Source organism: Acinetobacter sp. YH12145 (genome assembly GCF_013418335.1).
In the GTDB taxonomy this organism is placed as follows: domain Bacteria; phylum Pseudomonadota; class Gammaproteobacteria; order Pseudomonadales; family Moraxellaceae; genus Acinetobacter; species Acinetobacter amyesii.
Map to the genome: position 1 here is coordinate 44,385 of NZ_VPCE01000013.1, position 20,709 is coordinate 65,093.

A 20,709-nucleotide genomic window follows, 5' to 3' on the forward strand; every position below is an offset into this window, starting at 1 on the left:
TAAAAAACTCTCCATTGTTTCTACATCTTTATTATTTAATCTTTAACCATCGGAAAAATATCTAATCTGGTGGGGTAAAGACTATGAAACAAATGACCAAAATGGCTTTAATCGGTGCAAGCGTATTGAGCATGGGTGCATTAACTGCCTGTCAATCGACAACCGCACCAAAAGATAACGATCATGGCCGTATGATGAAACAACATCATGGTGATCACGATCGTCGTATGTCACCTGAGCAACGTGAACATTTTAAACAAATGCGTGCAGAGCAACGTCAAGTGTTTGCTGATATGCAAAAAGCTTGTAATGGCAAGGCTACAGGTTCAACAGTTCAAGTAAAAGCTGGCGATAAAAACATTGATGGTACATGTACCATGGTGTTCAAAGCAGACCGTCAAGACATGAAAAAAGCACGTGGTGAACACAAACCAATGCGCGGTGAACATCGTCCAATGCGTGGCGACATGCGTGGTCAGATGCAACGCGGTGAGCCACTGACTGATGCAAAACGTGCAGAACTGACTAAACAGTTTGATCAACGTTTAGCTGAACGCCAAGCGAAGCAACAAGCCATTATGAAAGCATGCCAAGGCAAGACTGATGGCAGTGCGGTTGCCATTAAAGTTGGCGAACAGCAAATCAATGGTAAATGTGAAGTTCGCTTCCAACCTAAAGCTCCTGTTGCCCCAACGCCAGCACCAGTGAAATAATCCAAACTTAGATCGCAATATCATTGCGTAAAAAAAGGCACTCCCAGGAGTGCCTTTTTTATTGGACATATCTTTTTACGCTTTTTGACTATTTGTGTCATTCATTTTCAGCCAAAAGTGTTTACACTCAATGCACTTAGCATTTTCAAGGGATATTTCTTTGACTTTACAGTCACCAACAAATCGCCCTGAAATGCTTGTACCCAATAAGAAGATGTTGCACGATTAGAACCATTCCAATACGTGTCATTGAAGACACGTTCAAATGTTTATTTAGGATTACTAACGCTGGTAGAAACCAGTATTGAGGAAAACGATATGCCACAATACAAAGCGCCCTTACGTGATATGCAATTTGTTCTGCATGAACTTTTAAAAGCAGAAGATCACTATGCACAACTGCCTGCATTTTCAGACACCGTAAGCCGTGAGTTGGTTGACCAATATCTAGAAGCTGCTGCTGACTTCTGTGAAAATGAACTTTCTCCTCTTAACCAAGTCGGCGACCGTGAAGGTTGTACTTGGAATGATGGCGTTGTAACAACACCAACTGGTTTTAAAGAAGCGTATCAAAAATATATCGAACTCGGTTTCCCATCTCTATCTGCTGAAGAGCAATACGGCGGTCAAGGCTTACCGGTTTCTTTAGGCAACATCATTTCAGAAATGGTGGGTACGTCGAACTGGGCATGGGGTATGTACCCTGGTCTATCTCATGGTGCTGTCCGTACATTAGAACATCACGGTTCTCAAGAGCAAAAAGACACTTACCTTCCTAAACTTGTTTCAGGTGAATGGACTGGTACCATGTGCTTAACAGAATCTCATGCAGGTTCTGACTTAGGTATTATCCGCTCTAAAGCTGAACCACAAGCAGACGGTAGCTATGCAATTTCTGGCGAGAAAATCTTTATCTCTGCTGGTGAACACGACATGGCTGAAAATATCATCCATATCGTACTTGCTCGTCTTCCAGGTGCACCAAAAGGCACGAAAGGTATTTCATTATTCATCGTACCTAAATTCAATGTAAATGCTGATGGCTCAATTGGTGAGCGCAATGCGGTACGTTGTGGTTCGATTGAACACAAAATGGGTATCCATGGTAACGCGACTTGTGTCATCAACTTTGATAACGCAAAAGGCTTCTTGATTGGCCCTGAAAACCGCGGTCTAAACTGCATGTTCACATTCATGAACACTGCACGTATCGGTACTGCTGTACAAGGTCTTTCAGCTTCTGAAGGCGCTTTCCAAGGTGCACTTGCTTATGCAAAAGACCGTTTGGCAATGCGTTCACTTTCAGGCCCTAAAGCACCTGAAAAAGAAGCAGATCCAATTATCGTGCACCCTGCAGTACGCAACATGCTGCTTACGCAAAAATCATTTGCTGAAGCTGGTCGTGCTCTGGTTTACTTATTGTCTTTCCATGCCGATATCGTGGAACAAGGTGCAACGGAAGAAGAACGTAAATTCTCTGACAACATTTTGTCTCTACTAACACCAATTGCTAAAGCATTCTTAACTGAAACAGGTTCTGAATCTGCAAAACACGGTGTTCAAGTATTTGGTGGCCACGGCTTCATTTCAGAACACGGTATGGAGCAAATCGTACGTGATACACGTATCTCTTGCTTGTACGAAGGTACGACTGAAATTCAAGCAATTGACTTGTTAGGCCGTAAAGTATTGGGTACTCAAGGTGCAATGTTGAAAGACTTCACCAAGATCATCCATAAATTTGTTGAAGCTAACAAAGACAACGCTGCCATGAAAGAATTTGTTGAGCCGCTTGCTGCGCTAAACAAAGAATGGGGCGACTTAACCATGCAGATTGGTATGAAAGCAATGCAAAACCCTGAAGAAGTAGGTGCTGCTGCAGTCGATTACCTCTACTTCTCTGGTTATGTAACGCTTGCTTATTTATGGGCTCGCATGGCCTTAGTTGCACAAGAAACTTTAGCTGCAGGAACAACAGATGTTGATTTCTACAATGCAAAAGTAACGACTGCTCGCTTCTACTTCAAGAAAATCTTACCGCGCGTTCGCTCTCATGTAGAAGTGATCGCAGGTGGCCTAGATCCTCTTATGGCATTGGATGCAGAACACTTTGCATTCTAATGTGAATATCTAAAACATATTCAAAAAATTGTACTCTTGAGTGCAGAAATAGAGAAAGGACGGTCATGGCATTGGCAGTCCTTTTTCTTTATAAATAGTCTCATAATTTTACTTTGGTCAATTTTCTCCACGCTTTATGTCGATACAAATTGCCCCAAGTCCACAGATTCAAACAATAAACAGGTGAACGAACATGCCAATTTATAATGCACCGCTTGCAGATATGAAATTCATCTTAAATGATGTTTTTAAAGCAGAACAATTCTGGCAAAACAACGAAAATCTTGCTCACGTTGATGCTGCAACTGCAGAAGCCATTCTTGAAGAAATGGCAAAATTTGCGCAAAACGTCACTCATCCTTTAAACCGCACAGGTGATGAAGAAGGCGCAACCTATAGCAATGGCAATGTCACGACTCCTGCTGGTTTCAAAGAAGCATTTAAACAATATGCAGAAGGCGGCTGGATTGGTCTAGGCGCAGATGAAGAATGGGGCGGTCAAGGCATGCCAAAAATGCTGACTGTTCTGTCTGATGAAATGCTGTTTGCAACCAACCCATCATTCATGCTCTACCCGCTTCTTTCTGTTGGTGCAGGCATGGCGTTAAACAGCTATGCATCACAAGAGCAAAAAGAAACTTATTTGCCAAAAATGTATACAGGCGAATGGTCAGGCACCATGTGCTTAACTGAACCGCATGCAGGTACAGATTTAGGTATTATCAAAACTAAAGCCGAACGTAATGAAGACGGTACTTATAACATTACAGGTACGAAAATCTTCATCACTGGCGGTGACCACGACCTTTCTGAAAATATCATCCACTTAGTTTTAGCGAAAACGCCTGATGCGCCTGCGGGCTCACGCGGAATTTCACTATTCATCGTACCTAAATTCTTGGTGAATGCAGATGGTTCATTGGGAGAGCGTAATGCTGTAGGCCCTGGTTCTATTGAACATAAAATGGGGATCAAAGCGTCTGCAACATGTGTGATGAACTTTGATGGCGCGAAAGGCTACCTGGTTGGTAAAGAAAATGAAGGCCTTGCAGCGATGTTCGTCATGATGAACTACGAACGTCTGTCTATGGGTATTCAAGGCCTAGGTGCTTCTGAATTTGCTTATCAAAATGCAGCGCAATATGCGACTGATCGTTTACAAGGCCGTAGCGCTTCTGGCGTTCAATCGCCTGCAAAACCTGCAGACAGCATCTTAGTTCATGGTGATGTACGTCGTATGTTGCTGAACGCACGTGCCAACAATGAAGCGTCTCGTGCATTTGCGGTTTATGTTGGTCAACAACTGGACATTACCAAGTTCTCTACTGACCCAGAAGCAGTCAAAGCAGCCAATAACCGTGTTGCGCTATTAACACCGATTGCGAAAGCGTATTTAACTGATACAGCTTTCCAAGCAACACTCGATGCGCAAATGGTCTTCGGTGGTCATGGCTTTATTCGTGAATGGGGTATGGAACAATGTATTCGTGACCTGCGTATCGCACAGATTTACGAAGGGACCAACGGCGTTCAATCTCAAGACTTAATTGGTCGTAAAACCATTAAGTGCAATGGTGAATTCATTGCTGAATATATCCAAGAAATCCGCGATTTTGCCAATAACTTAGATGCCAGCTTGAACTACATTAAAGATGCAACATTAGATGCAGCAGCTGAAGTTGAAGCGGTGACTCAATATGTACTTGAAGCTGCTCGTGAAAACATTGAGTTCCCGAACTCAGCAGCAGTTGATTACCTACATGCTGTAGGCCTACTCAGCTTTGCCTATATGTTTGCCCGCATTGCAGATGCAGCAAAAGACAAAGATGGCGAGTTCTACCAAAACAAACTTGCACTGACTCTTTACTTCACGCAGCGTATTTTGCCTGAATTGGCTTTACGCATTGCTAAAGTGAAAGCAGGTTCTGAAGTGATCATGAACTTCTCTGAAGATTACTTTACCAACCAAGCTTAATTAAATACACAAAATCAAAAATGCCCGATTTATCGGGCATTTTTTACTTATTACTCTTCATACATAACCAATGAATAGGATTCTTTAAGTAAAAATAATAAACGTACCAACTTATTCATAATCTTCCAATTCCATTCGATATGTAAAACAAGGATGGAACTGATCGTCTAGCATTGGAAATTTCGCCCAATGCGTTTTATCTTTATCTAATTTAAATCCGGCCTTATTTAAGACATTTTGTGATGCTAGATGTTCCTCAGCACAAAACGATGAAACAACCTTCGTGACATGATTCTGCTTTAAATACTTAATTCCCCCAATTAAAGCCTCAGTCATATAACCACAACCATGAAAATTCACCCCTAACCCAAAATGTATTTCCCCCATGGTTGTCTTGATTGAAGAAATACTGTAAGCCCATCGCTAACTGCGTATTCTTATCACTAATCACCCATGCAAAATCAGTATTATCTGTCGACCAACAATGATCTGCCCACTTTTCTAAAACACTCTTGGTCTGTTGAATCGTTAAATGTGGTAACCGCTGCAGATAACGAGTTGCTTCTATATTCGAAAAATATGTATCAAATAATGAAATTTCATCTCCTAACTGATACTTTCTCAGGCATAAACGTTCAGTTTCAATCATATTGGGCATGATTCTTTAGCCTGTTATTTCATGGGATAAAATTTTTTGATCGACTCAACCATTTCAGCATTCGACCTTTCCAAAGCTTTTGCCACATTCAGTGCATCTACAACGCTGCGATTTTGACTCACTTTAAACTTACCCAAAATTGAGTCTATTTCGATTTCAATCGCTATAATTTTTTCCAGTTGTTCCGCGATAAAATCATGAGGCGCATCGCCCATTTTCCATGGCACGGGTTGGCTAGCTTCATGTTGTCGAGTCAGCCGAGCCAAAACTCCTCGTAAATATTTTTCATCGTCAACTTTACGAATTGTGCCTTTGACATGTACCACGCGATAGTTCCATGTCGGCACAACGCGATGATGTTCCTGCTTTCCTTCATACCAGCTTGGCGAAATATATGCTTCGTCGGCATGAAAAATCACATAGGCTTGTGCTGACTGATTTAGCAATTCAAACATTGGATTGGCCTTGGCAATATGACCGCGCAATATGCCCAATTCGCCTGACTCAGCGTGATATTCTAGTGGTAAATGATTCACTTCCAACTCACCATTGGGTGCAGTCAGTATTACTGTCGCCAAAGCATACTTACGCATAAGATCAATCAGATCAGGCAGTTCATCATGTTTAAAATGCGTTGGTTGATACATCGTCGCTTCATTCTTATAGGACAAAATTTAAGCTCAAACTTAACATTAAAACCTTTATTAAACCTAAAAAATATTTTTGTCATATTCGCTTCATGTGCATGAAATTTGCTTGGTATTTAATGGGCATTCAAGTGATATGCACAGGAGGAATATATATGACACACCGTGATCCCAAAGTAGAAAAAATCGAAGCCCTCCTCGACCGACTTGGCAATATTGCTGTAGAAGGTTTTCATTATCTTGCGCTGTTTGTCATCGGCTGTATGATTTTATGGTCTGCGGGTCATACTATTTTTGAAATTATTACGGTTAAACAATTCGCCACGATTGACGATATTTTATTATTGTTTATTTACCTTGAACTCGGTGCCATGGTCGGTATTTATTTTAAAACTAACCACATGCCGGTACGCTTCCTGATTTATATTGCTATTACTGCCCTAACCCGTTTGCTCATTTCGGACATTCAACACGACCATAAAGCAGATATGGGCTTGGTCATTACCACAGGTTCGATTCTAATTTTAGCAGTGGCCATTTTGATTGTGCGCTATGCCTCTTGGACTTACCCCTCGGTTATTCGAGATAAGCATTCCGAGAAGCCATTACCTGAAGGAAAAACCCCACGTCCGCAAGATGATGAATTGGCTTAAACACTAATTCGTTCCCTCTCCTTTTAGGAGACGAGTAGCACTGCTACGCAAGGGAGAGGTTATAAACCTTATCTATTTGGCACCAATACATAGCGACCATTTTCAAAGATCCAGTACATGCCACTTGGGGGTGCAGGTAAACCTAAACGCTGCCAATCACTGATAAAGGTATAGGTCGAACTCGAAATACTAGCGCTGGCAGGATCGCCATTGACCCAACTATAGCTCTGCGAATTTTGAGTAATCGTGGTCGGCGCATTGTATTGAATACTAATGCCACTTTGTGGATACTGCGGATAAGGTCGATTTGGATATTGCGGATAAACCGGCGGGCGACTTGGATAATGAGGATAATGTTGAGGATAATTCGGCGCATGCTGCGGATAGCCGGGCCGATTCATCGACGGTGGGCGGTGTTGTGGTTTTGATGTATCCACACCTTGGTAGTTTGCCCATTTGTTTTCCGCAAAAGTACTGGCTGAAGCACTGATCAGCATCACACCTGCAATCGCATAGAATAATGTGGTTTTCACTTAAGCTCTCCTCGACGGTTTATACGCTCAGTATAAATTCCATTGTAGGAGAAAAAATGAATAAAAATCCATCAAGTGCAAGAATTTGTTAATTTTCCGACCAAGCTGATCGCCACTTCAGGCTTGCCTGTTTTTCATTGGATTATGCTAAGATTGATTTTATTTCGTAGTGGATCAAATGCTGTGTCTGAATTAAGTTTTGACCGACTTCATCAATTTTTTTCGAAAGTACCAAGTATCCAAGAAGCCTTAATCGACTCCTACGGCACCGATGGCAAAAATGCGTGGTGGTTCAAATTTCAAATTAATGTAGATCACCCTTTAGCATGGCAAACTGTTCAAGAATTGGGCCATGTATTGAACTATATTTCTAAAAATGAACGCTTACCGACTCAATTTTTACCGGTTTCTCCGCCACCATATATGAATGGCGAAGCAAAACAATTCTTGTCTTGGGTGATTCAATGTAACCATGCTGACTTTCCACCAGACGTAATTTGCGACTGGTTAGAAGCTCGTTTACCTCAACCGGTAGAAGATGCAGATAAATGGAAAATCAAAACGGATATTAAAGAATTAGATCAAATGTCAGATAAAGATTTAGATCAAATCGTTCCGCCGAATCCTGTACCGAAGAATTAAAACTGATTAAATTCCTCCTAACCTCCCTTTAAAAAAGAGAGGAAAGTCCCTCTTTTTAAAAGAGGGATTTGGGAGATTAAGACAATTCTAAAAAGTAGATATTCCGCTCCATTCCATAAAGCGATACAACACATATTTCAAGGTCGATTCATCCGCATATTTACTATAATCGACACTCATTTGTTTACCATCCAGATTTGACCAAGCAGTATTAAAGTACTGTGATACATCTTTAAAAACTTGAGCATCTTTCACACCGATCACTCGTAAATCAGTTTCTAAATTATAATTTTTCAAGTTACGCGCCGTGAAATTGGCAGAACCTAAAATCATATCGGCTTGATAAGCAGTACGTTTTAAAATCATCTTGCTATGGCACTGCTCACCTTGGGTATTACACCAACGTACATCAATACCCGCCTCATGTAATTCGGATGCTACAGGTCGATTTGGAATGCCATTTTTGGTACGTCCAAAAGCATCCTTATTCGGATCGAGTAATACACGCACTTTCACGCCACGTTCATGCGCAGCAATGAGTGCCTTGATAATTTTACGTTCTGACAAGTAGAACATCGCAATATCAATTTCAGTTCCAGCTTTCTTCGCACTATCAATTAAGTCGAGTGTGGCATCATAAATGGCTTTTTCAGTCAGCACTTGAACCTGTGGCTGAGTTTTCGCGGCTTCAACATCTTTAATCACGACAAATGGTATATTGCCTTTCGACATCATGCCGACTGCTTGCTCAGTTTTTAATAGGTCAATTGCAGTCATTCCCTTCACAGTCAGAGCAACATTAGAATGTCGTGAGCTACCATCATGTGGATTCATAGAGGTGACCAAACCTTTCCAACCGTCAACGGTATCGACCACCAAGGTTTTACGATGATTGGCTTTAAAGTTGAAAAGATCCATATAACTACGAATCGTCACTTTTTCCGTACCTAATGGATTCGGTAACCAGCCTTGTTCAGGATTATTGCCAATATCTTGACAGCAGATATACCAAAAGCCTGACCATGCAGGATTGGAAGCACGAAGCGGTACCAAATTGGTTTCCATCAACTCAATGCCCCCTTGTCGTAATTGACGATAATGTTCGGGTTGAATGCCGCCATATACCGAATTGACTGGGTCAGTAATCACAAAAATTTCCACTTGAGGAGATAGACGACGCTTCAAAATCAGCGCATCGGTCAACTCCTGTGTTAATGGTTCATGTTTTAATTGAGAGTCGCCAACTTGAGGATTAAAGAGAAACATATCCAACACAATGGTCGACTGCGCTTCTTCGATCATTTTCAGCATTTCTTTAAAAATGCGATGTTCCTGTTGCTGCTTTCCTTGCGCATCGATATAGGTTTCATCCACTAAAAAGTTCACTTCAGCATGGCGAAGTTTCCCCGTGTAGTTCAGCCCTTCAGGGAGTGGTTTTAGCGTGTGATAGGTTGCCGAGGCCAAATAACCTAAAACCAATAAACCAATGACCACACCCACATAGCGACGACGTGACCAATTGAGCTTGTGATGTATTCGTTGAATGATGCGCATAAGAAAAAACCTAGTCTAATGCGCTCAGACTAGGTTTTATTCATTGATTTTTCAAGAGGATTTCTGTGACTTTACCTAGACTTACTTAGAGAAGTCTGTGCAAATTCAATTAGAAACCAAATTCAAGACCAACCGTAAAATTACGACCGACTTGTGGAATATTGGCAAGGAATGACGTATGAGAGTAAACATCTTCATCCAATAAATTATTGGCTTTGAAATAGACTCGATAATCATTTTTATCTTTCAATTGACCACTATAGGCCACACCCAAATTCACCATGTTGTAGCCATCTGTTTCACGCTCAAATGCAGTGATTTTTTCTTGTTTGAATACATGTGAATATTCTGCAAGACCTGACCAACCATCGGCAAAGTCAACATCGACCTTGGTTCCTAAGCGCCCTGCAGGCACACGTGGCGCATTTTCACCATCAATTTTGCCGCGAACATAATCACCAAAGACACTGAGTTTATACATGTCATTTACTGCATAACCCACTTGAGCTTCCGCACCATAGAACTTGGCTTTGTCTTGGGTGTAATCAACTAAGCGGAAGTTTTCAAAATTATCTTTGGTTGCAGCATAAATGTAGTTGTCATACCAGTTGTGGTACACATGAACGTGATAATCCAACTGATCTTTTTCATAATGGAAACCTAATTCTAGATTATTAGATTTTTCAACATCTAGATTTTCATTCCCACGTTCATAGGTATTGGTCGCAAAATGCTTACCATCTGCATAGAGCTCTTGCGCCAATGGCAAACGCTCTTGATGAGAACCCACCAAGGATAATTTATAATTGGGTGCAAACGCCCAGTTCACAGCACCTGAATAGGAAATACCATAATCGTCATAATCTTTTTGTGCAGAATCAATCTGAATTTTCTGCTGATCGACACGGGCGCCTAGCTCGACATGAAAATCACCAAATTGTTTATGTTCTAAACCAAATACACTCCATTTTTGGGTTTTATTTGGGTTCATCAATGACTCTTCGCCACTGATATTAAGCTTTTGCTGATTGTATTGTGCGCCTATCACCCCTTCCCAATCCGCAATCGGGTTATGCACCAACTCTAAACGACCATCATAGCCCTGACTTTTAAAGGTCGTTGCCGCTGTATCACCTTCAATTTCATCATGTTGATAATCGGTATAACTTGCATGTGCACGGATTTTTTGGAAGCCCGCAAACGGATTCGCAAGTTCGGTACGGAAATCATAGCGTTCTGACTTTAAGTCGACCCATGGGCCTGCGGCATCATGATCGTGATCATGTTCGTCATGCGCTGAATGATCATGTTCATCGGTATGCCCATGGTTGTCATGACCATCACAGTGTAGATGGTCATCATGTGGATGGCAGCTTTCATATTCATGACTATGACCCGGCAAACCATATTGGTCTTGACGGTTGCTATAAGACAGTCCAGCAAAACCTCGATCATGAATCCATGACGCGCCTACACTGACATTTTGCCCTTCTGCAAAGGTGTTGCCAACGCGGCGTTCTTTTTCTAATTCGCCATCATGATCATGAAAATAATTGGGTGCAATATAGTCATTGGCTTTACGTTTCGAGCCTTCTACACGGATGGAAAATTGCTCACCTAAAGCAGCCGTCACACCGGCACTCGCCAATTTTTCATCACTGCCTGAGTTATAACGAACCCCAACTTGCCCTTCATAACCTTTATCAGGAATAGAGGTAGGAATCTTTTGATCCGTCACATTAACCAAACCGCCAACTGTGCCTGCCGCGTATAACAGCGTTGATGGCCCACGGATCACTTCAATTTGTTTTGCCAAAATCGGATCTACCGTAACCGCATGGTCAGGAGATAAGGTCGAAACATCTGCAGTTTCTGAGGCGTGTTCTAAGACTTTGACACGAGGGCCATCTTGACCACGCAGCACAGGACGACTTGAACCTGCACCAAACTGATTTGAATATACACCCGGCTGTCCGGCAATGGCATCACCAATAGTGACTCCACTTTGTGCCAAATCTTTATGCTTAATAATGTTATCTGCAGCCGCAAAATCTGCAGCACTTTGATTTAAAGGATGAACCTGAACATTAATCGCTTCGAGCTTTTGTACCTGTTGTTGCTGATCATCAGCATAAATATTGGGTGCAATCACTGCAAAAATTGAGATCGTGATTAAATTCTTATGAAAGGACATTTGGAGAGACTCAAATCAGGCTATTTTTGAATAATGTTATAATATAACATTTCATTAGTTTTGCAATAAAAAACAGTCTAATCTGCCCAAATCATATACACTCACCTATACCACATTGTATTTATTCATATATTTATTTTAATTCAATGCCTTTTACCATATCCCATGCTGTACTCGCACCGCCTATTTCCAAATTAAGCGGAAATCGCCTGCCTATTGCAGCACTCGCAATTGGTAGCATGGTGCCAGATTTATTCCGTTTATTTACTAATGCTGACTATGCAGGTTCACATCAATGGTCGGGGTTAATTTTTCCAAACTTAATCCTTGGTTTGCTGTTTTGTGTGCTGTGGTATGTGCTCTATCGCCCGATGTTATTTGCTTTTTTTGGTTTAAATAAGCCGCTGCATCTACAGAGTCTTAATCAATTCTGTGGGTTTATCCTAAGTATCATCCTCGCACTCATCATTGGAACTTCGACGCATATTATTTGGGACGGATTGACCCATGTTGACTTTCGTACCTTTGCATTTAAGGATCTATTGAGTCTACCGATTCAATTTTTTGGACATTCATATCCCCTACATCGTGTGTTGCAAATTGGATTATCTGGATTGGCCCTCCCCGTTTTGGCATGGATGATTTATCGTCATCATCTTCAATATCGAAGTACTGTAAGCGTCCCCACATCCATCAAAGTCTATGTATATGGTTTAGCGGCCCTGTCTTTAACTGCGGGAATCGCAAGCTATTTTTATTTTGCTGACAGTATTTATTCAGATGCATTTATGCATGACCTGTATACCTATGTCGGCAAGGCTATTAATTATTTTTTTCGTGCATTTTTGGCCACGTTTAGCCTCGGTAGTCTGATATTTCTGATCTTAAGCAAGAGCAGCAACATTTTTTCAACGTCATCGGCTAAAGCCCTTCATTGAGCAAAAATTTGCTGTAAATTTGGCTGTTTTAGCAATAAGTCCTTGTGACAAAACAGCCAAAAAGAGGCATAATCCCCTATTCGAATAAAAGCGGTACGCTGTTTACGTATTCGCTGACCTTAACCCATATAGTTGGATTTCTAACGCTATGATGCGAACTCATTACTGCGGCTCACTTACTGAAGCCCAAATCGACCAAACCGTTACATTATGCGGTTGGGTTCACCGTCGCCGTGACCACGGTGGTGTAATCTTCCTTGACATGCGCGACCGTGATGGCCTTGTTCAAGTAGTGATTGACCCTGATACTCCTGAAGCTTTCGCGACTGCTGATAAATCACGTTCAGAATTCGTATTAAAAATTACAGGCCGTGTACGTCGTCGTTACGAAGGTACTGAAAACGCGAATATCGTGAGTGGTCAAATCGAAGTTTTAGGCAAAGAAATTGAAGTTCTTGCTGCGTCTGAAACTCCTCCATTCCCATTGAATGACGACAACACAAATATTTCTGAAGAAGTACGTTTGAAATATCGTTTCTTGGATATCCGTCGTCCAGAAATGTTAGATCGTCTTCGTTTCCGTTCTAAATTGACTAACTTAATTCGTAACTACTTCGAAGAAAATGGTTTCTTAGACGTTGAAACACCGATTTTGACTCGTGCTACGCCTGAAGGTGCACGTGACTACTTAGTACCAAGCCGTGTTTCTAACGGTAGCTTCTATGCGCTTCCACAATCTCCACAGCTATTCAAACAGTTGTTGATGGTGGGTGGCATTGATCGTTACTACCAAATCGCGAAATGTTTCCGTGATGAAGACTTACGTGCTGACCGTCAGCCTGAATTCACACAAATCGACGTTGAAACATCGTTCATGAGTGACGATGACATTATGGATTTGATGGAACGTTTAACGGTTAAGATGTTCAAAGAACTTCTAAACGTTCAGTTCGACAAGTTCCCACGTATGACGTATGCAGATGCAATGCGTGACTATGCATCTGATAAACCTGACTTACGTATTCCTTTGAAACTTGTTGATGTTGCAGACATGATGCAAGACGTTGAGTTCAAAGTATTCGCAGGTCCTGCAAAAGATCCTAAAGGCCGTATTGTTGCGCTTCGCGTACCAGGTGCTGGCGCGCTTCCACGTAGCCAAATCGACGAATACACTAAATTCGTTGGCATTTATGGCGCGAAAGGTTTGGCTTACATTAAAGTCAACGAGCTTGAAAAAGGTATTGAAGGTCTTCAATCTCCAATCGTTAAATTTATCGAGCCTATCGTACTTGATCTATTGAAACGCGTTGGTGCTGAAAATGGCGATATCGTATTCTTTGGTGCGGACAAAGCGAAAATCGTAAATGATGCGATGGGTGCTTTACGTATTAAAGTCGGTCACGACATGAAACTTGCAACTTGCGAGTGGGCGCCACTTTGGGTTGTTGACTTCCCAATGTTCGAAGAAACTGACGATGGCAAATGGACATCTGTTCACCACCCATTCACGCTTCCTAAATCAAGCGTTGAAGAAGTGAAGAACAATCCAGGTGCGGCATTGTCTGTTGCTTACGATATGGTATTGAACGGTACTGAAATCGGTGGTGGTTCACTTCGTATTTATAACCTAGAAATGCAAAAAGCGATCTTCGAAGCGCTTGGTATTTCTGAAGAAGAAGCAGAAGAGAAATTCAGCTTCTTGTTAAATGCGTTGAAATTCGGTGCGCCTCCTCACGGTGGTTTAGCATTCGGTCTTGACCGTTTAGTGATGTTGATGACTGGTGCATCTTCTATCCGTGACGTGATTGCATTCCCGAAAACTAAGACTGCGGAATGTCCTTTAACTCAAGCGCCTGCGCCAGTTGAAGCAACCCAATTGCGTGACCTAGGTATTCGTTTACGCGAAAAACCTAAAGCTGAAGAATCTAAATAATCTTACATTTTTAGATTTAGATTTAAAGGTTTAAAAAAACCCTGCTCAATGCAGGGTTTTTTATTTCGATCAACAAAAGGTGGTTGAAAACCTACAAAACATAAATTAAAGATTTGATTGACTTTGCTAATATCAAAATGATTCAACTGCGTTATGATGTTGCACTACATCCTTTGGGCAATGGATAGCTCAATTTTCCACTTCCAATTATTTTGTTTTTAGATTCAGATCTTTTTGTACTTTTCACTGAATAAGTCCGGTCTCTTGGCAAAATTTATTTTATCCCATGCTGTCAATTTTGAGACCTTGTGATTCATGTACTTCATATTCAAAATCATTGCACTATTGCCACTTTGGCTGTTACAAAAATTGGCTTTGATGATCGCGTTTATTCTTAATCTATTTACTTCATCGATCAAACGTATCACTAGCATCAACATTCAAGTGGCCTACCCAGATTTGTCAGAGACTGCGCAGAGACAGCTCATCAGTCAAAGTATCCGCAGCCAATGCCTGACCTATATTGAATTTATTAAATGTTGGGGCATGCCGCCGAGTTATAGCCTGAGCTTACTGAAAAATATTTATGGTGAAAATATCCTCATGGAAGCACTTGCGAATAAAAAAGGTGTAATCGTTGTGGTTCCCCATTTTGGCTGCTGGGAACTACTCAATGCATGGCTGAACTTGTATACAGAACCGATGATTATGTATAAACCGAATAAAAATAAAGGGATCAATCGTTATCTGTTAGAAGCACGAGAAAAGTTTAATGCGACCTTAGTCCCGACAGATGAAACTGGGATCCGTGCCATTTTTAAACATTTGAAACAAGGTGGTCTGACGGTCATTTTACCTGACCATTTACCGAAGCCTTCAGGCGGTATTTATTCCAATTTTTTTGGGCAAAATACTTTATCGATCACACTTGTTTCAAAACTTGCTGCAAAAACCCAATGCAATGTCATTGGATTAAGTTGTATCCGACAACCTAACCTACAGTACTTTGATGTGCATTGCCAAACCTTATCAGACGAGATTTTATCTAAAGACTTACAATGTTCTGTCGACACGCTCAACATTGCCATGCAAGACATCATTAACCAAGCACCAGAACAGTATATCTGGTCTTATAAACGCTTTCGGGTCTGCTTTGGCAATATCAATATATACCGCAAATAAAGGTGATCTAAGAACATCTCAACCTTTAGAGTTGTGTTCCACAGGCTTGGATTAATCTTATTGAATTGAGATCGATTATCGACAGTGGCATAATAGCCTCAATTTCCACTTTAAGTGATTCTCCTATGGCTATGCGTCCTGAAGTCCGTCGTCGTGCAATCGTGTTGATTGTTTTTTCTGTCGTACAATGGTTGTTCATGCGCTACATTTTAGCCAATGAATTATTCAACTTAACCACCTATAATCGAATCGTTTTATTCTGTGTCAGCAGCCTTGCAGGTGCATTATTAATCTTTGTCGGTTTGATTTATATGGTGTTGAAAGGTAATGCGGAAAAGGAATAATCCTCTTCCACTTTTATCTCAGATAAAATTATAAAGACTGTTAAATATCAGTCTTTATATTCATAAAGGAAAACTATTTTTTAAATCATTTAAAGAAATATTCATTTTCCCCAAACTTCCAGTATTCGCTTGTAGTCGAATAAAAGCCTGATCAAGATGCTCATAACTCACATCTATGGGTAGAATTTTTTCTCCATTTTCAAAAATCGAAAAAAAGTCATAAAACTTAAATTTATCACCGACCAATTGGTCCTCAGAAAACCGTAACCATCTCCATGGAACTTCATAGGCCTGAGCAATAATCAACCCATGTAATGAACTTGAGAGGCAAACTTCAGCGCTTGCAATTTCATCAATGACTTTTTCGGGTGATTGCATTACATCCACAACATGCACATCCTCATAGCCTGATAATTTATCCTTAACTTTTTGATAATGTATATGATGAGGACAAATAGCAATTTTGATATTTAAAGAGCGATGCTTATAATAATCAGAAATGAGTAATGCTGGATCACCATAAATATTCGGTACTTTCCAATTTAATTTATTTTGAATTTCCTGCTGGGTGAGCTTCCCTCTCACTGCATGTATCTGAGGAGTAGAAGAAGCCTTTAAGCGTTTTAAAATTTTCTTTTGTTCTAAGGGTGCAATAATGCCACTTCCCCAGACATCAACAGTCCCCTGATCTGCCGTAATATGACCGAAAATAGAACCTACACTAAATAAGCTTGTAGAAACCTGCTGTTCTCGTGTATTGATAACTACTCGATCTGTCATTAAAGCAATTAACCATGGACCGATCCAATCCCCAAAATTTTGATTGACATCCCACCAGTACGCAAATAAAGGGGGTTGTGTATGTATTAATCCACCTTTATTGATTGTCAAACATGCTTGATGTTCAAATCCTAAAGGCTTTTTTTTTCGAGAAAAAATACTCATTCTTTTTACTACATCACAGTTTCAATTTAAGAATAACAAAACAATAAATCCGAATAAATATCTAATATAATAAAGATCAGATGCTTTATCCGAGTCTATTATGTCTTTGTTTCGTCGCGTTGCAAAAAAATATTATAATTTTCTAGAAAAAAAGAGAGATAAAAGTTTCAGATCACGCTGGTATCTCCGCTTTGGCAAACTACACCAGCCTTTTGAACCACAGCAAATTCCATCCTTACATGAAATTCATGCACCAGAAGGGCACGTTTATGCCGATCCATTTATCGTAGAAGAAAATGGACGTACATATATTTTTATTGAAGAAGTTTCACCTGAGCATCCTGTTGGTTATTTATCTGTCATGGAAGTTTTTCAGGATGGTCAATACAGTCCACCTACTCCAATTATTCAATGTTCTTATCATCTCTCTTATCCCTGTGTATTCAAACACGAAGATACGTGGTATATGATTCCTGAAAGTGCAGCCAATAAAAGTATCGAGTTATGGAAATGTACAAATTTTCCATTTTCATGGGAATTTGATCGCATATTAGTAAATGATGTGAACGCTGCGGATACTACCCCTTATTATCAAAATGGAATGTGGTATCTATTTACTGCAATCAAAAATAAATATTCAAAAAAGTATGGCAATGAACTCCATATTTTTTATAGTGACCATCTACTGAGCAGCGATTGGAAATCACATCCCCAAAACCCTGTTAAAAAAGGAATTGTGCAATATCGCCCAGGCGGTCACTTGACCACAATTAATGATAAGTTAGTCCGTCCATCACAGGATTCTCTCAAGCGCTATGGTGGGAGTTTAGACCTCAACGAGATTACCAAACTTTCCCCAGAGCACTATGAAGAAAAATTTTGGATAAAATTAGATAGTGAATGGCATCCAAATGATAATGGCTGTCATACCTTTAATATTTTTAACCAGCATATGGTGATAGACGCAATTCGTGAAACGCCTAAAGATTTGTAACTTAGTTTCGATACAGATTTTCAGTTTGTGCCAACATTGACTCAAATTTTAGGTTCTGTTCTGCTTTTATAAATGCTTTCTCAAATAGAGGAAGCATTTGTGCTTTTGGTTTTAACGCGCTAGAAATTAAACTCGCCATCTGTTCAACAGAGTCCGGTTCACATATAAACTGCTCATCAATAAAGTCGGCAACCATTCCCACATTAGAAGATAACACCGGTGTATGACTCAATAATGCTTCGGCCAGTGTAATCGGCCCCCCTTCTTTCAAAGAAGAAATCACTAAACAGTCTGCTTGCGTTAATAGCTCTGGAATGTCTGAACGAAAACCCAGTAATTTCACGCGGTCATTTAAATTAAGCTGAGCAATTTGAGTTTTTAAAACTTGATATTGAGTTCCATCCCCCACTATCCATAGTTCGCTATTGATGTTTCTCCATGCTTCAATCAGGATATGAAACCCTTTGACCGTTTCTAAACGTCCAATCGCTAAAGCAATAATAGGCTGATTTTTCTTTATAACTATATCTTTGACTGGGCTAAGGAGTTGATTCCCGCCATTCCAAATCACTTGAACCGCCAGTGAAGCAGGAAACTTCTCTTTAATTTTTCCACTTACAGCAATGATCTGATCAAAGGCCATAAATGGTTTTAAATTACTCTTCATACCATGCACGGTCACAATATTTTTACACGAAAATTGCTTCAACCAAGGGGCTAAAATGCTTGCTGCTTTACTTGCCTGCACATGCAAAATATCGGGTTGCAGCTGTTTTATTTTTTCAACTAACTCATAAATAAGAAATGGATTCCATCGGCTTCTTGAAAAATCAACAGCGTGCAATGTAATATTCGCACTGAGCTTTTGCTGATAAGATTGATCTGCAATTAAATGAACTTCATGATGTTGTGCTAATCCATGACATAAATCCAGGGTATGTTTTTCAAGCCCCCCCATACCACCATTTGTTGCCATAACTTGTACAATTTTCATGGTTACCCCGACTACATAGTTTTTCGTATTAACTGTTTAAGACGCTCTGCACGACGACGAATTTTCTTATGCATCAATACTCTAGACCAGTAAGATAATGGAATAATTTCTTTGCTTTTGAATGTGGATTTCACATCAATACACTTTAATCGAATGCCTTCATGATGGTGTTGGACAACTAAATTACCCGAATTTAAGTCAAACAGAGGAATATTATATTGAATCAGCCAATCGGTTAATTGATCTATCGATTGAGATACGCCATCTATATTTAAAGGCATTTTATGCTTTAAATAATGATGTAGGCTCAAAGAAATTTCCCCATGTTCATCTCGAATTAATTCACAACTTAGAATCAGTTGATCTTCAATAACCTCCAGTTTTAAACACGCTGCAATAAATCTATTTAATTCATTCTGATCAATATGAGCTTGTAAACGTTGATAAGCGGACCATTCAATATAATTTTCATTAAACCGATAAAACTGAGTACTTAAAAAACGCTGTAGCCTTTGACGCCAATTCTTAATTTGACGGCGTTCTTTAGGCAAATCTATTTTCAAACATATCTTGGGGTCAAATGGAGAAACAACACAATAACGATTTGCACCTTCGCCCAGATACTGTGCAGATTCCAACTCAGCAATTGAAAACATGTGCCTTCCATTCATAGTCTTCAGTATAAGGCTGCTTAAAAATTGTCTCTAACATAAACTTTGTTACGCGTTTAGAGTTATAACTAGAATGTGTCCGGCTCCAACCTGCTTTTGCAACTTCTTGAGCTTCTGCCGGATGATGTGCAAAATAATTGATTTGATCTGCCAATTCATCAACATGACTAAAGTAGACCACTTCTTTATCCGAAAATAAAGTTTCAAATCCTGGAATACGAGGTGTAAAGGTCAACAGACCATTACCTGTAAGTTGCGTGATACGGTCTGAAGTATATAAGTCTAATGAATTAGCCCGTGAATAATTTAATCCCATACGAGACTGACTGAGGACTTTAAAATAGCCCGCCCCAAAAACCTTTGGATCTTGGTCAAATCCACAATAACGCGCCGGAATATGTTTAATTTTCGCTTGCAAACTACGGATAAACTTGGTTCGCTCTTGATCAGATGATGAACCGCAGAATACCAGCTCATTTTCAAATTCATTTTTTTCAAAATTTTTTAGGCTATCGATAGTATCTAGACTCATATTTGGCATATAAGCCACTGTATTTCCATGACCCAACGTTTTGAGGAGTTCACCACTTGTTGTCACAAAAATAGTATCTAAATATGGAGACCATTCTTTAATAAAATTCGCTTTCTTTTCCACACAAATCCAGTCCACATACCAAAATGCAATTTTAGTTTGTGGATAAACTGATTTGATTGTTTTTAATGTTTCACAGTTCAATAAAGAAGAATGTCCAATTAAAATTAAATCTGGCTCAAAGTTTTCAACAATTTTTATAACTTCTTCATTCGCCCACTTTTTCCCAATTTTTTTCGTTCTCCATACTGTTCCATAGTACGCCATATCATGAAAAGAGAAATCATAAACATGATGACCATTTAAAACCAAACCTGCCGAGATTTTTCGATCAGTATTGTAGAATTCTGCACCTGACTTTTTAAACGCAAAATTATTAATATGTAATATTTTCATAAATTAACTCAGTAATGATCTAACTGCATC

At 40.0% G+C, this 20,709-nt stretch carries 20 protein-coding genes; 10 read left to right on the top strand and 10 right to left on the bottom strand.

The window, feature by feature from the left end; genetic code table 11:
* The first annotated feature begins 83 nt into the window (after nucleotides 1-83).
* The 3 genes from FTU80_RS13045 to FTU80_RS13055 all read left to right on the top strand — a co-directional run bounded on the left by FTU80_RS13045 (nucleotide 84) and on the right by FTU80_RS13055 (nucleotide 4,809).
* Nucleotides 84-713 carry a hypothetical protein gene (locus tag FTU80_RS13045; RefSeq protein WP_180085504.1) on the top strand — a complete coding sequence of 210 codons (630 nt, stop codon included), beginning with the start codon at nucleotides 84-86 and terminating at the stop codon, nucleotides 711-713.
* A 318-nt stretch (nucleotides 714-1,031) separates the two neighbouring features.
* Nucleotides 1,032-2,834 (top strand): acyl-CoA dehydrogenase C-terminal domain-containing protein, encoded by a 1,803-nt coding sequence (locus FTU80_RS13050; RefSeq protein WP_078194152.1) that lies wholly within the window; start codon nucleotides 1,032-1,034, stop codon nucleotides 2,832-2,834.
* A 193-nt stretch (nucleotides 2,835-3,027) separates the two neighbouring features.
* Nucleotides 3,028-4,809: an acyl-CoA dehydrogenase C-terminal domain-containing protein gene (locus FTU80_RS13055; RefSeq protein WP_078194153.1), complete on the top strand. Its 1,782-nt coding sequence runs from the start codon at nucleotides 3,028-3,030 to the stop codon at nucleotides 4,807-4,809.
* Nucleotides 4,810-4,920: 111 nt separating this feature from the next.
* On the opposite strand, the gene FTU80_RS13060 is transcribed toward FTU80_RS13055, so the two are convergent.
* Genes FTU80_RS13060 through FTU80_RS13070 form a run of 3 tightly spaced genes read right to left on the bottom strand, consistent with a single transcriptional unit; the run spans nucleotide 4,921 to nucleotide 6,114 of the window.
* Nucleotides 4,921-5,145 carry a GNAT family N-acetyltransferase gene (locus tag FTU80_RS13060; protein WP_257221521.1) on the bottom strand — a complete coding sequence of 75 codons (225 nt, stop codon included), beginning with the start codon at nucleotides 5,143-5,145 and terminating at the stop codon, nucleotides 4,921-4,923.
* Nucleotides 5,138-5,467, bottom strand: a complete 330-nt coding sequence (locus tag FTU80_RS13065; RefSeq protein WP_180085508.1) for a GNAT family N-acetyltransferase — start codon at nucleotides 5,465-5,467, stop codon at nucleotides 5,138-5,140. Before FTU80_RS13065 ends, FTU80_RS13060 begins: the two co-directional genes overlap by 8 nt.
* A 14-nt stretch (nucleotides 5,468-5,481) precedes the next feature.
* Entirely contained in the window at nucleotides 5,482-6,114 is a 633-nt protein-coding gene (locus FTU80_RS13070; RefSeq protein WP_180085595.1) for an FMN-binding negative transcriptional regulator, read from the bottom strand.
* A gap of 155 nt (nucleotides 6,115-6,269) precedes the next feature.
* Here FTU80_RS13070 and FTU80_RS13075 point away from each other — a divergent pair, with 155 nt between their 5' ends.
* The gene (locus FTU80_RS13075; RefSeq protein WP_078194156.1) at nucleotides 6,270-6,767 is read left to right on the top strand and encodes a phosphate-starvation-inducible protein PsiE; all 498 of its coding nucleotides are present in this window, start codon (nucleotides 6,270-6,272) and stop codon (nucleotides 6,765-6,767) included.
* A 68-nt stretch (nucleotides 6,768-6,835) separates the two neighbouring features.
* Here FTU80_RS13075 and FTU80_RS13080 read toward each other — a convergent pair whose 3' ends face one another.
* Complete coding sequence (locus FTU80_RS13080) at nucleotides 6,836-7,300, bottom strand: RcnB family protein (RefSeq protein ID WP_373685226.1); 465 nt, start codon at nucleotides 7,298-7,300, stop codon at nucleotides 6,836-6,838.
* Nucleotides 7,301-7,483: 183 nt separating this feature from the next.
* Between FTU80_RS13080 and FTU80_RS13085 the strand changes: the two genes are divergently transcribed.
* On the top strand, nucleotides 7,484-7,942 hold the full coding sequence (locus FTU80_RS13085; RefSeq protein ID WP_111885397.1) for a hypothetical protein: 459 nt from the start codon (nucleotides 7,484-7,486) through the stop codon (nucleotides 7,940-7,942).
* Nucleotides 7,943-8,029: 87 nt separating this feature from the next.
* Here the strand turns inward: FTU80_RS13085 and FTU80_RS13090 are convergent, their stop codons facing one another.
* Nucleotides 8,030-9,496 (bottom strand): phospholipase D family protein, encoded by a 1,467-nt coding sequence (locus FTU80_RS13090; RefSeq protein WP_180085510.1) that lies wholly within the window; start codon nucleotides 9,494-9,496, stop codon nucleotides 8,030-8,032.
* 109 nt (nucleotides 9,497-9,605) lie between these two features.
* Nucleotides 9,606-11,690: a zinc piracy TonB-dependent receptor ZnuD gene (znuD, locus tag FTU80_RS13095; RefSeq protein WP_180085512.1), complete on the bottom strand. Its 2,085-nt coding sequence runs from the start codon at nucleotides 11,688-11,690 to the stop codon at nucleotides 9,606-9,608.
* A gap of 146 nt (nucleotides 11,691-11,836) precedes the next feature.
* Between znuD and FTU80_RS13100 the strand changes: the two genes are divergently transcribed.
* The 4 genes from FTU80_RS13100 to FTU80_RS13115 all read left to right on the top strand — a co-directional run bounded on the left by FTU80_RS13100 (nucleotide 11,837) and on the right by FTU80_RS13115 (nucleotide 16,087).
* Complete coding sequence (locus tag FTU80_RS13100) at nucleotides 11,837-12,628, top strand: DUF4184 family protein (protein WP_180085514.1); 792 nt, start codon at nucleotides 11,837-11,839, stop codon at nucleotides 12,626-12,628.
* 148 nt (nucleotides 12,629-12,776) lie between these two features.
* A complete protein-coding gene (gene aspS / locus FTU80_RS13105) occupies nucleotides 12,777-14,561 on the top strand; it encodes an aspartate--tRNA ligase (protein ID WP_180085516.1) in 1,785 nt (594 codons plus the stop codon).
* A gap of 315 nt (nucleotides 14,562-14,876) precedes the next feature.
* Nucleotides 14,877-15,743 carry a lysophospholipid acyltransferase family protein gene (locus FTU80_RS13110; RefSeq protein WP_180085518.1) on the top strand — a complete coding sequence of 289 codons (867 nt, stop codon included), beginning with the start codon at nucleotides 14,877-14,879 and terminating at the stop codon, nucleotides 15,741-15,743.
* A gap of 125 nt (nucleotides 15,744-15,868) precedes the next feature.
* A complete protein-coding gene (locus FTU80_RS13115) occupies nucleotides 15,869-16,087 on the top strand; it encodes a hypothetical protein (protein ID WP_168378747.1) in 219 nt (72 codons plus the stop codon).
* Nucleotides 16,088-16,147: 60 nt separating this feature from the next.
* Here FTU80_RS13115 and FTU80_RS13120 read toward each other — a convergent pair whose 3' ends face one another.
* A complete protein-coding gene (locus tag FTU80_RS13120; protein WP_180085520.1) occupies nucleotides 16,148-17,032 on the bottom strand; it encodes a polysaccharide pyruvyl transferase family protein in 885 nt (294 codons plus the stop codon).
* 100 nt (nucleotides 17,033-17,132) lie between these two features.
* Here FTU80_RS13120 and FTU80_RS13125 point away from each other — a divergent pair, with 100 nt between their 5' ends.
* Nucleotides 17,133-18,026: a hypothetical protein gene (locus FTU80_RS13125; protein ID WP_180085522.1), complete on the top strand. Its 894-nt coding sequence runs from the start codon at nucleotides 17,133-17,135 to the stop codon at nucleotides 18,024-18,026.
* 1 nt (nucleotide 18,027) lies between these two features.
* Here the strand turns inward: FTU80_RS13125 and FTU80_RS13130 are convergent, their stop codons facing one another.
* From FTU80_RS13130 to FTU80_RS13140, 3 genes are read right to left on the bottom strand one after another with little or no spacing between them, the layout of a single operon-like run.
* On the bottom strand, nucleotides 18,028-19,020 hold the full coding sequence (locus FTU80_RS13130; RefSeq protein WP_180085524.1) for a glycosyltransferase family 4 protein: 993 nt from the start codon (nucleotides 19,018-19,020) through the stop codon (nucleotides 18,028-18,030).
* A gap of 11 nt (nucleotides 19,021-19,031) precedes the next feature.
* Nucleotides 19,032-19,676 carry a YrbL family protein gene (locus FTU80_RS13135; protein WP_180085526.1) on the bottom strand — a complete coding sequence of 215 codons (645 nt, stop codon included), beginning with the start codon at nucleotides 19,674-19,676 and terminating at the stop codon, nucleotides 19,032-19,034.
* Complete coding sequence (locus tag FTU80_RS13140) at nucleotides 19,660-20,679, bottom strand: glycosyltransferase (protein ID WP_180085528.1); 1,020 nt, start codon at nucleotides 20,677-20,679, stop codon at nucleotides 19,660-19,662. The genes FTU80_RS13135 and FTU80_RS13140 overlap by 17 nt, the downstream gene beginning before the upstream one ends.
* Nucleotides 20,680-20,709 lie beyond the last annotated feature (30 nt).

Bases quoted from the DNA above. Each gene is read 5' to 3' on its own strand.
- FTU80_RS13045 (WP_180085504.1), top strand. From the start codon at position 84: ATGAAACAAATGACCAAAATGGCTTTAATCGGTGCAAGCGTATTGAGC.
- FTU80_RS13050 (WP_078194152.1), top strand. From the start codon at position 1,032: ATGCCACAATACAAAGCGCCCTTACGTGATATGCAATTTGTTCTGCAT.
- FTU80_RS13055 (WP_078194153.1), top strand. From the start codon at position 3,028: ATGCCAATTTATAATGCACCGCTTGCAGATATGAAATTCATCTTAAAT.
- FTU80_RS13060 (WP_257221521.1), bottom strand. From the start codon at position 5,145: ATGACTGAGGCTTTAATTGGGGGAATTAAGTATTTAAAGCAGAATCAT.
- FTU80_RS13065 (WP_180085508.1), bottom strand. From the start codon at position 5,467: ATGCCCAATATGATTGAAACTGAACGTTTATGCCTGAGAAAGTATCAG.
- FTU80_RS13070 (WP_180085595.1), bottom strand. From the start codon at position 6,114: ATGTATCAACCAACGCATTTTAAACATGATGAACTGCCTGATCTGATT.
- FTU80_RS13075 (WP_078194156.1), top strand. From the start codon at position 6,270: ATGACACACCGTGATCCCAAAGTAGAAAAAATCGAAGCCCTCCTCGAC.
- FTU80_RS13090 (WP_180085510.1), bottom strand. From the start codon at position 9,496: ATGCGCATCATTCAACGAATACATCACAAGCTCAATTGGTCACGTCGT.
- znuD (WP_180085512.1), bottom strand. From the start codon at position 11,690: ATGTCCTTTCATAAGAATTTAATCACGATCTCAATTTTTGCAGTGATT.
- FTU80_RS13100 (WP_180085514.1), top strand. From the start codon at position 11,837: ATGCCTTTTACCATATCCCATGCTGTACTCGCACCGCCTATTTCCAAA.
- aspS (WP_180085516.1), top strand. From the start codon at position 12,777: ATGATGCGAACTCATTACTGCGGCTCACTTACTGAAGCCCAAATCGAC.
- FTU80_RS13110 (WP_180085518.1), top strand. From the start codon at position 14,877: ATGTACTTCATATTCAAAATCATTGCACTATTGCCACTTTGGCTGTTA.
- FTU80_RS13115 (WP_168378747.1), top strand. From the start codon at position 15,869: ATGGCTATGCGTCCTGAAGTCCGTCGTCGTGCAATCGTGTTGATTGTT.
- FTU80_RS13120 (WP_180085520.1), bottom strand. From the start codon at position 17,032: ATGAGTATTTTTTCTCGAAAAAAAAAGCCTTTAGGATTTGAACATCAA.
- FTU80_RS13125 (WP_180085522.1), top strand. From the start codon at position 17,133: ATGTCTTTGTTTCGTCGCGTTGCAAAAAAATATTATAATTTTCTAGAA.
- FTU80_RS13130 (WP_180085524.1), bottom strand. From the start codon at position 19,020: ATGAAAATTGTACAAGTTATGGCAACAAATGGTGGTATGGGGGGGCTT.
- FTU80_RS13135 (WP_180085526.1), bottom strand. From the start codon at position 19,676: ATGTTTTCAATTGCTGAGTTGGAATCTGCACAGTATCTGGGCGAAGGT.
- FTU80_RS13140 (WP_180085528.1), bottom strand. From the start codon at position 20,679: ATGAAAATATTACATATTAATAATTTTGCGTTTAAAAAGTCAGGTGCA.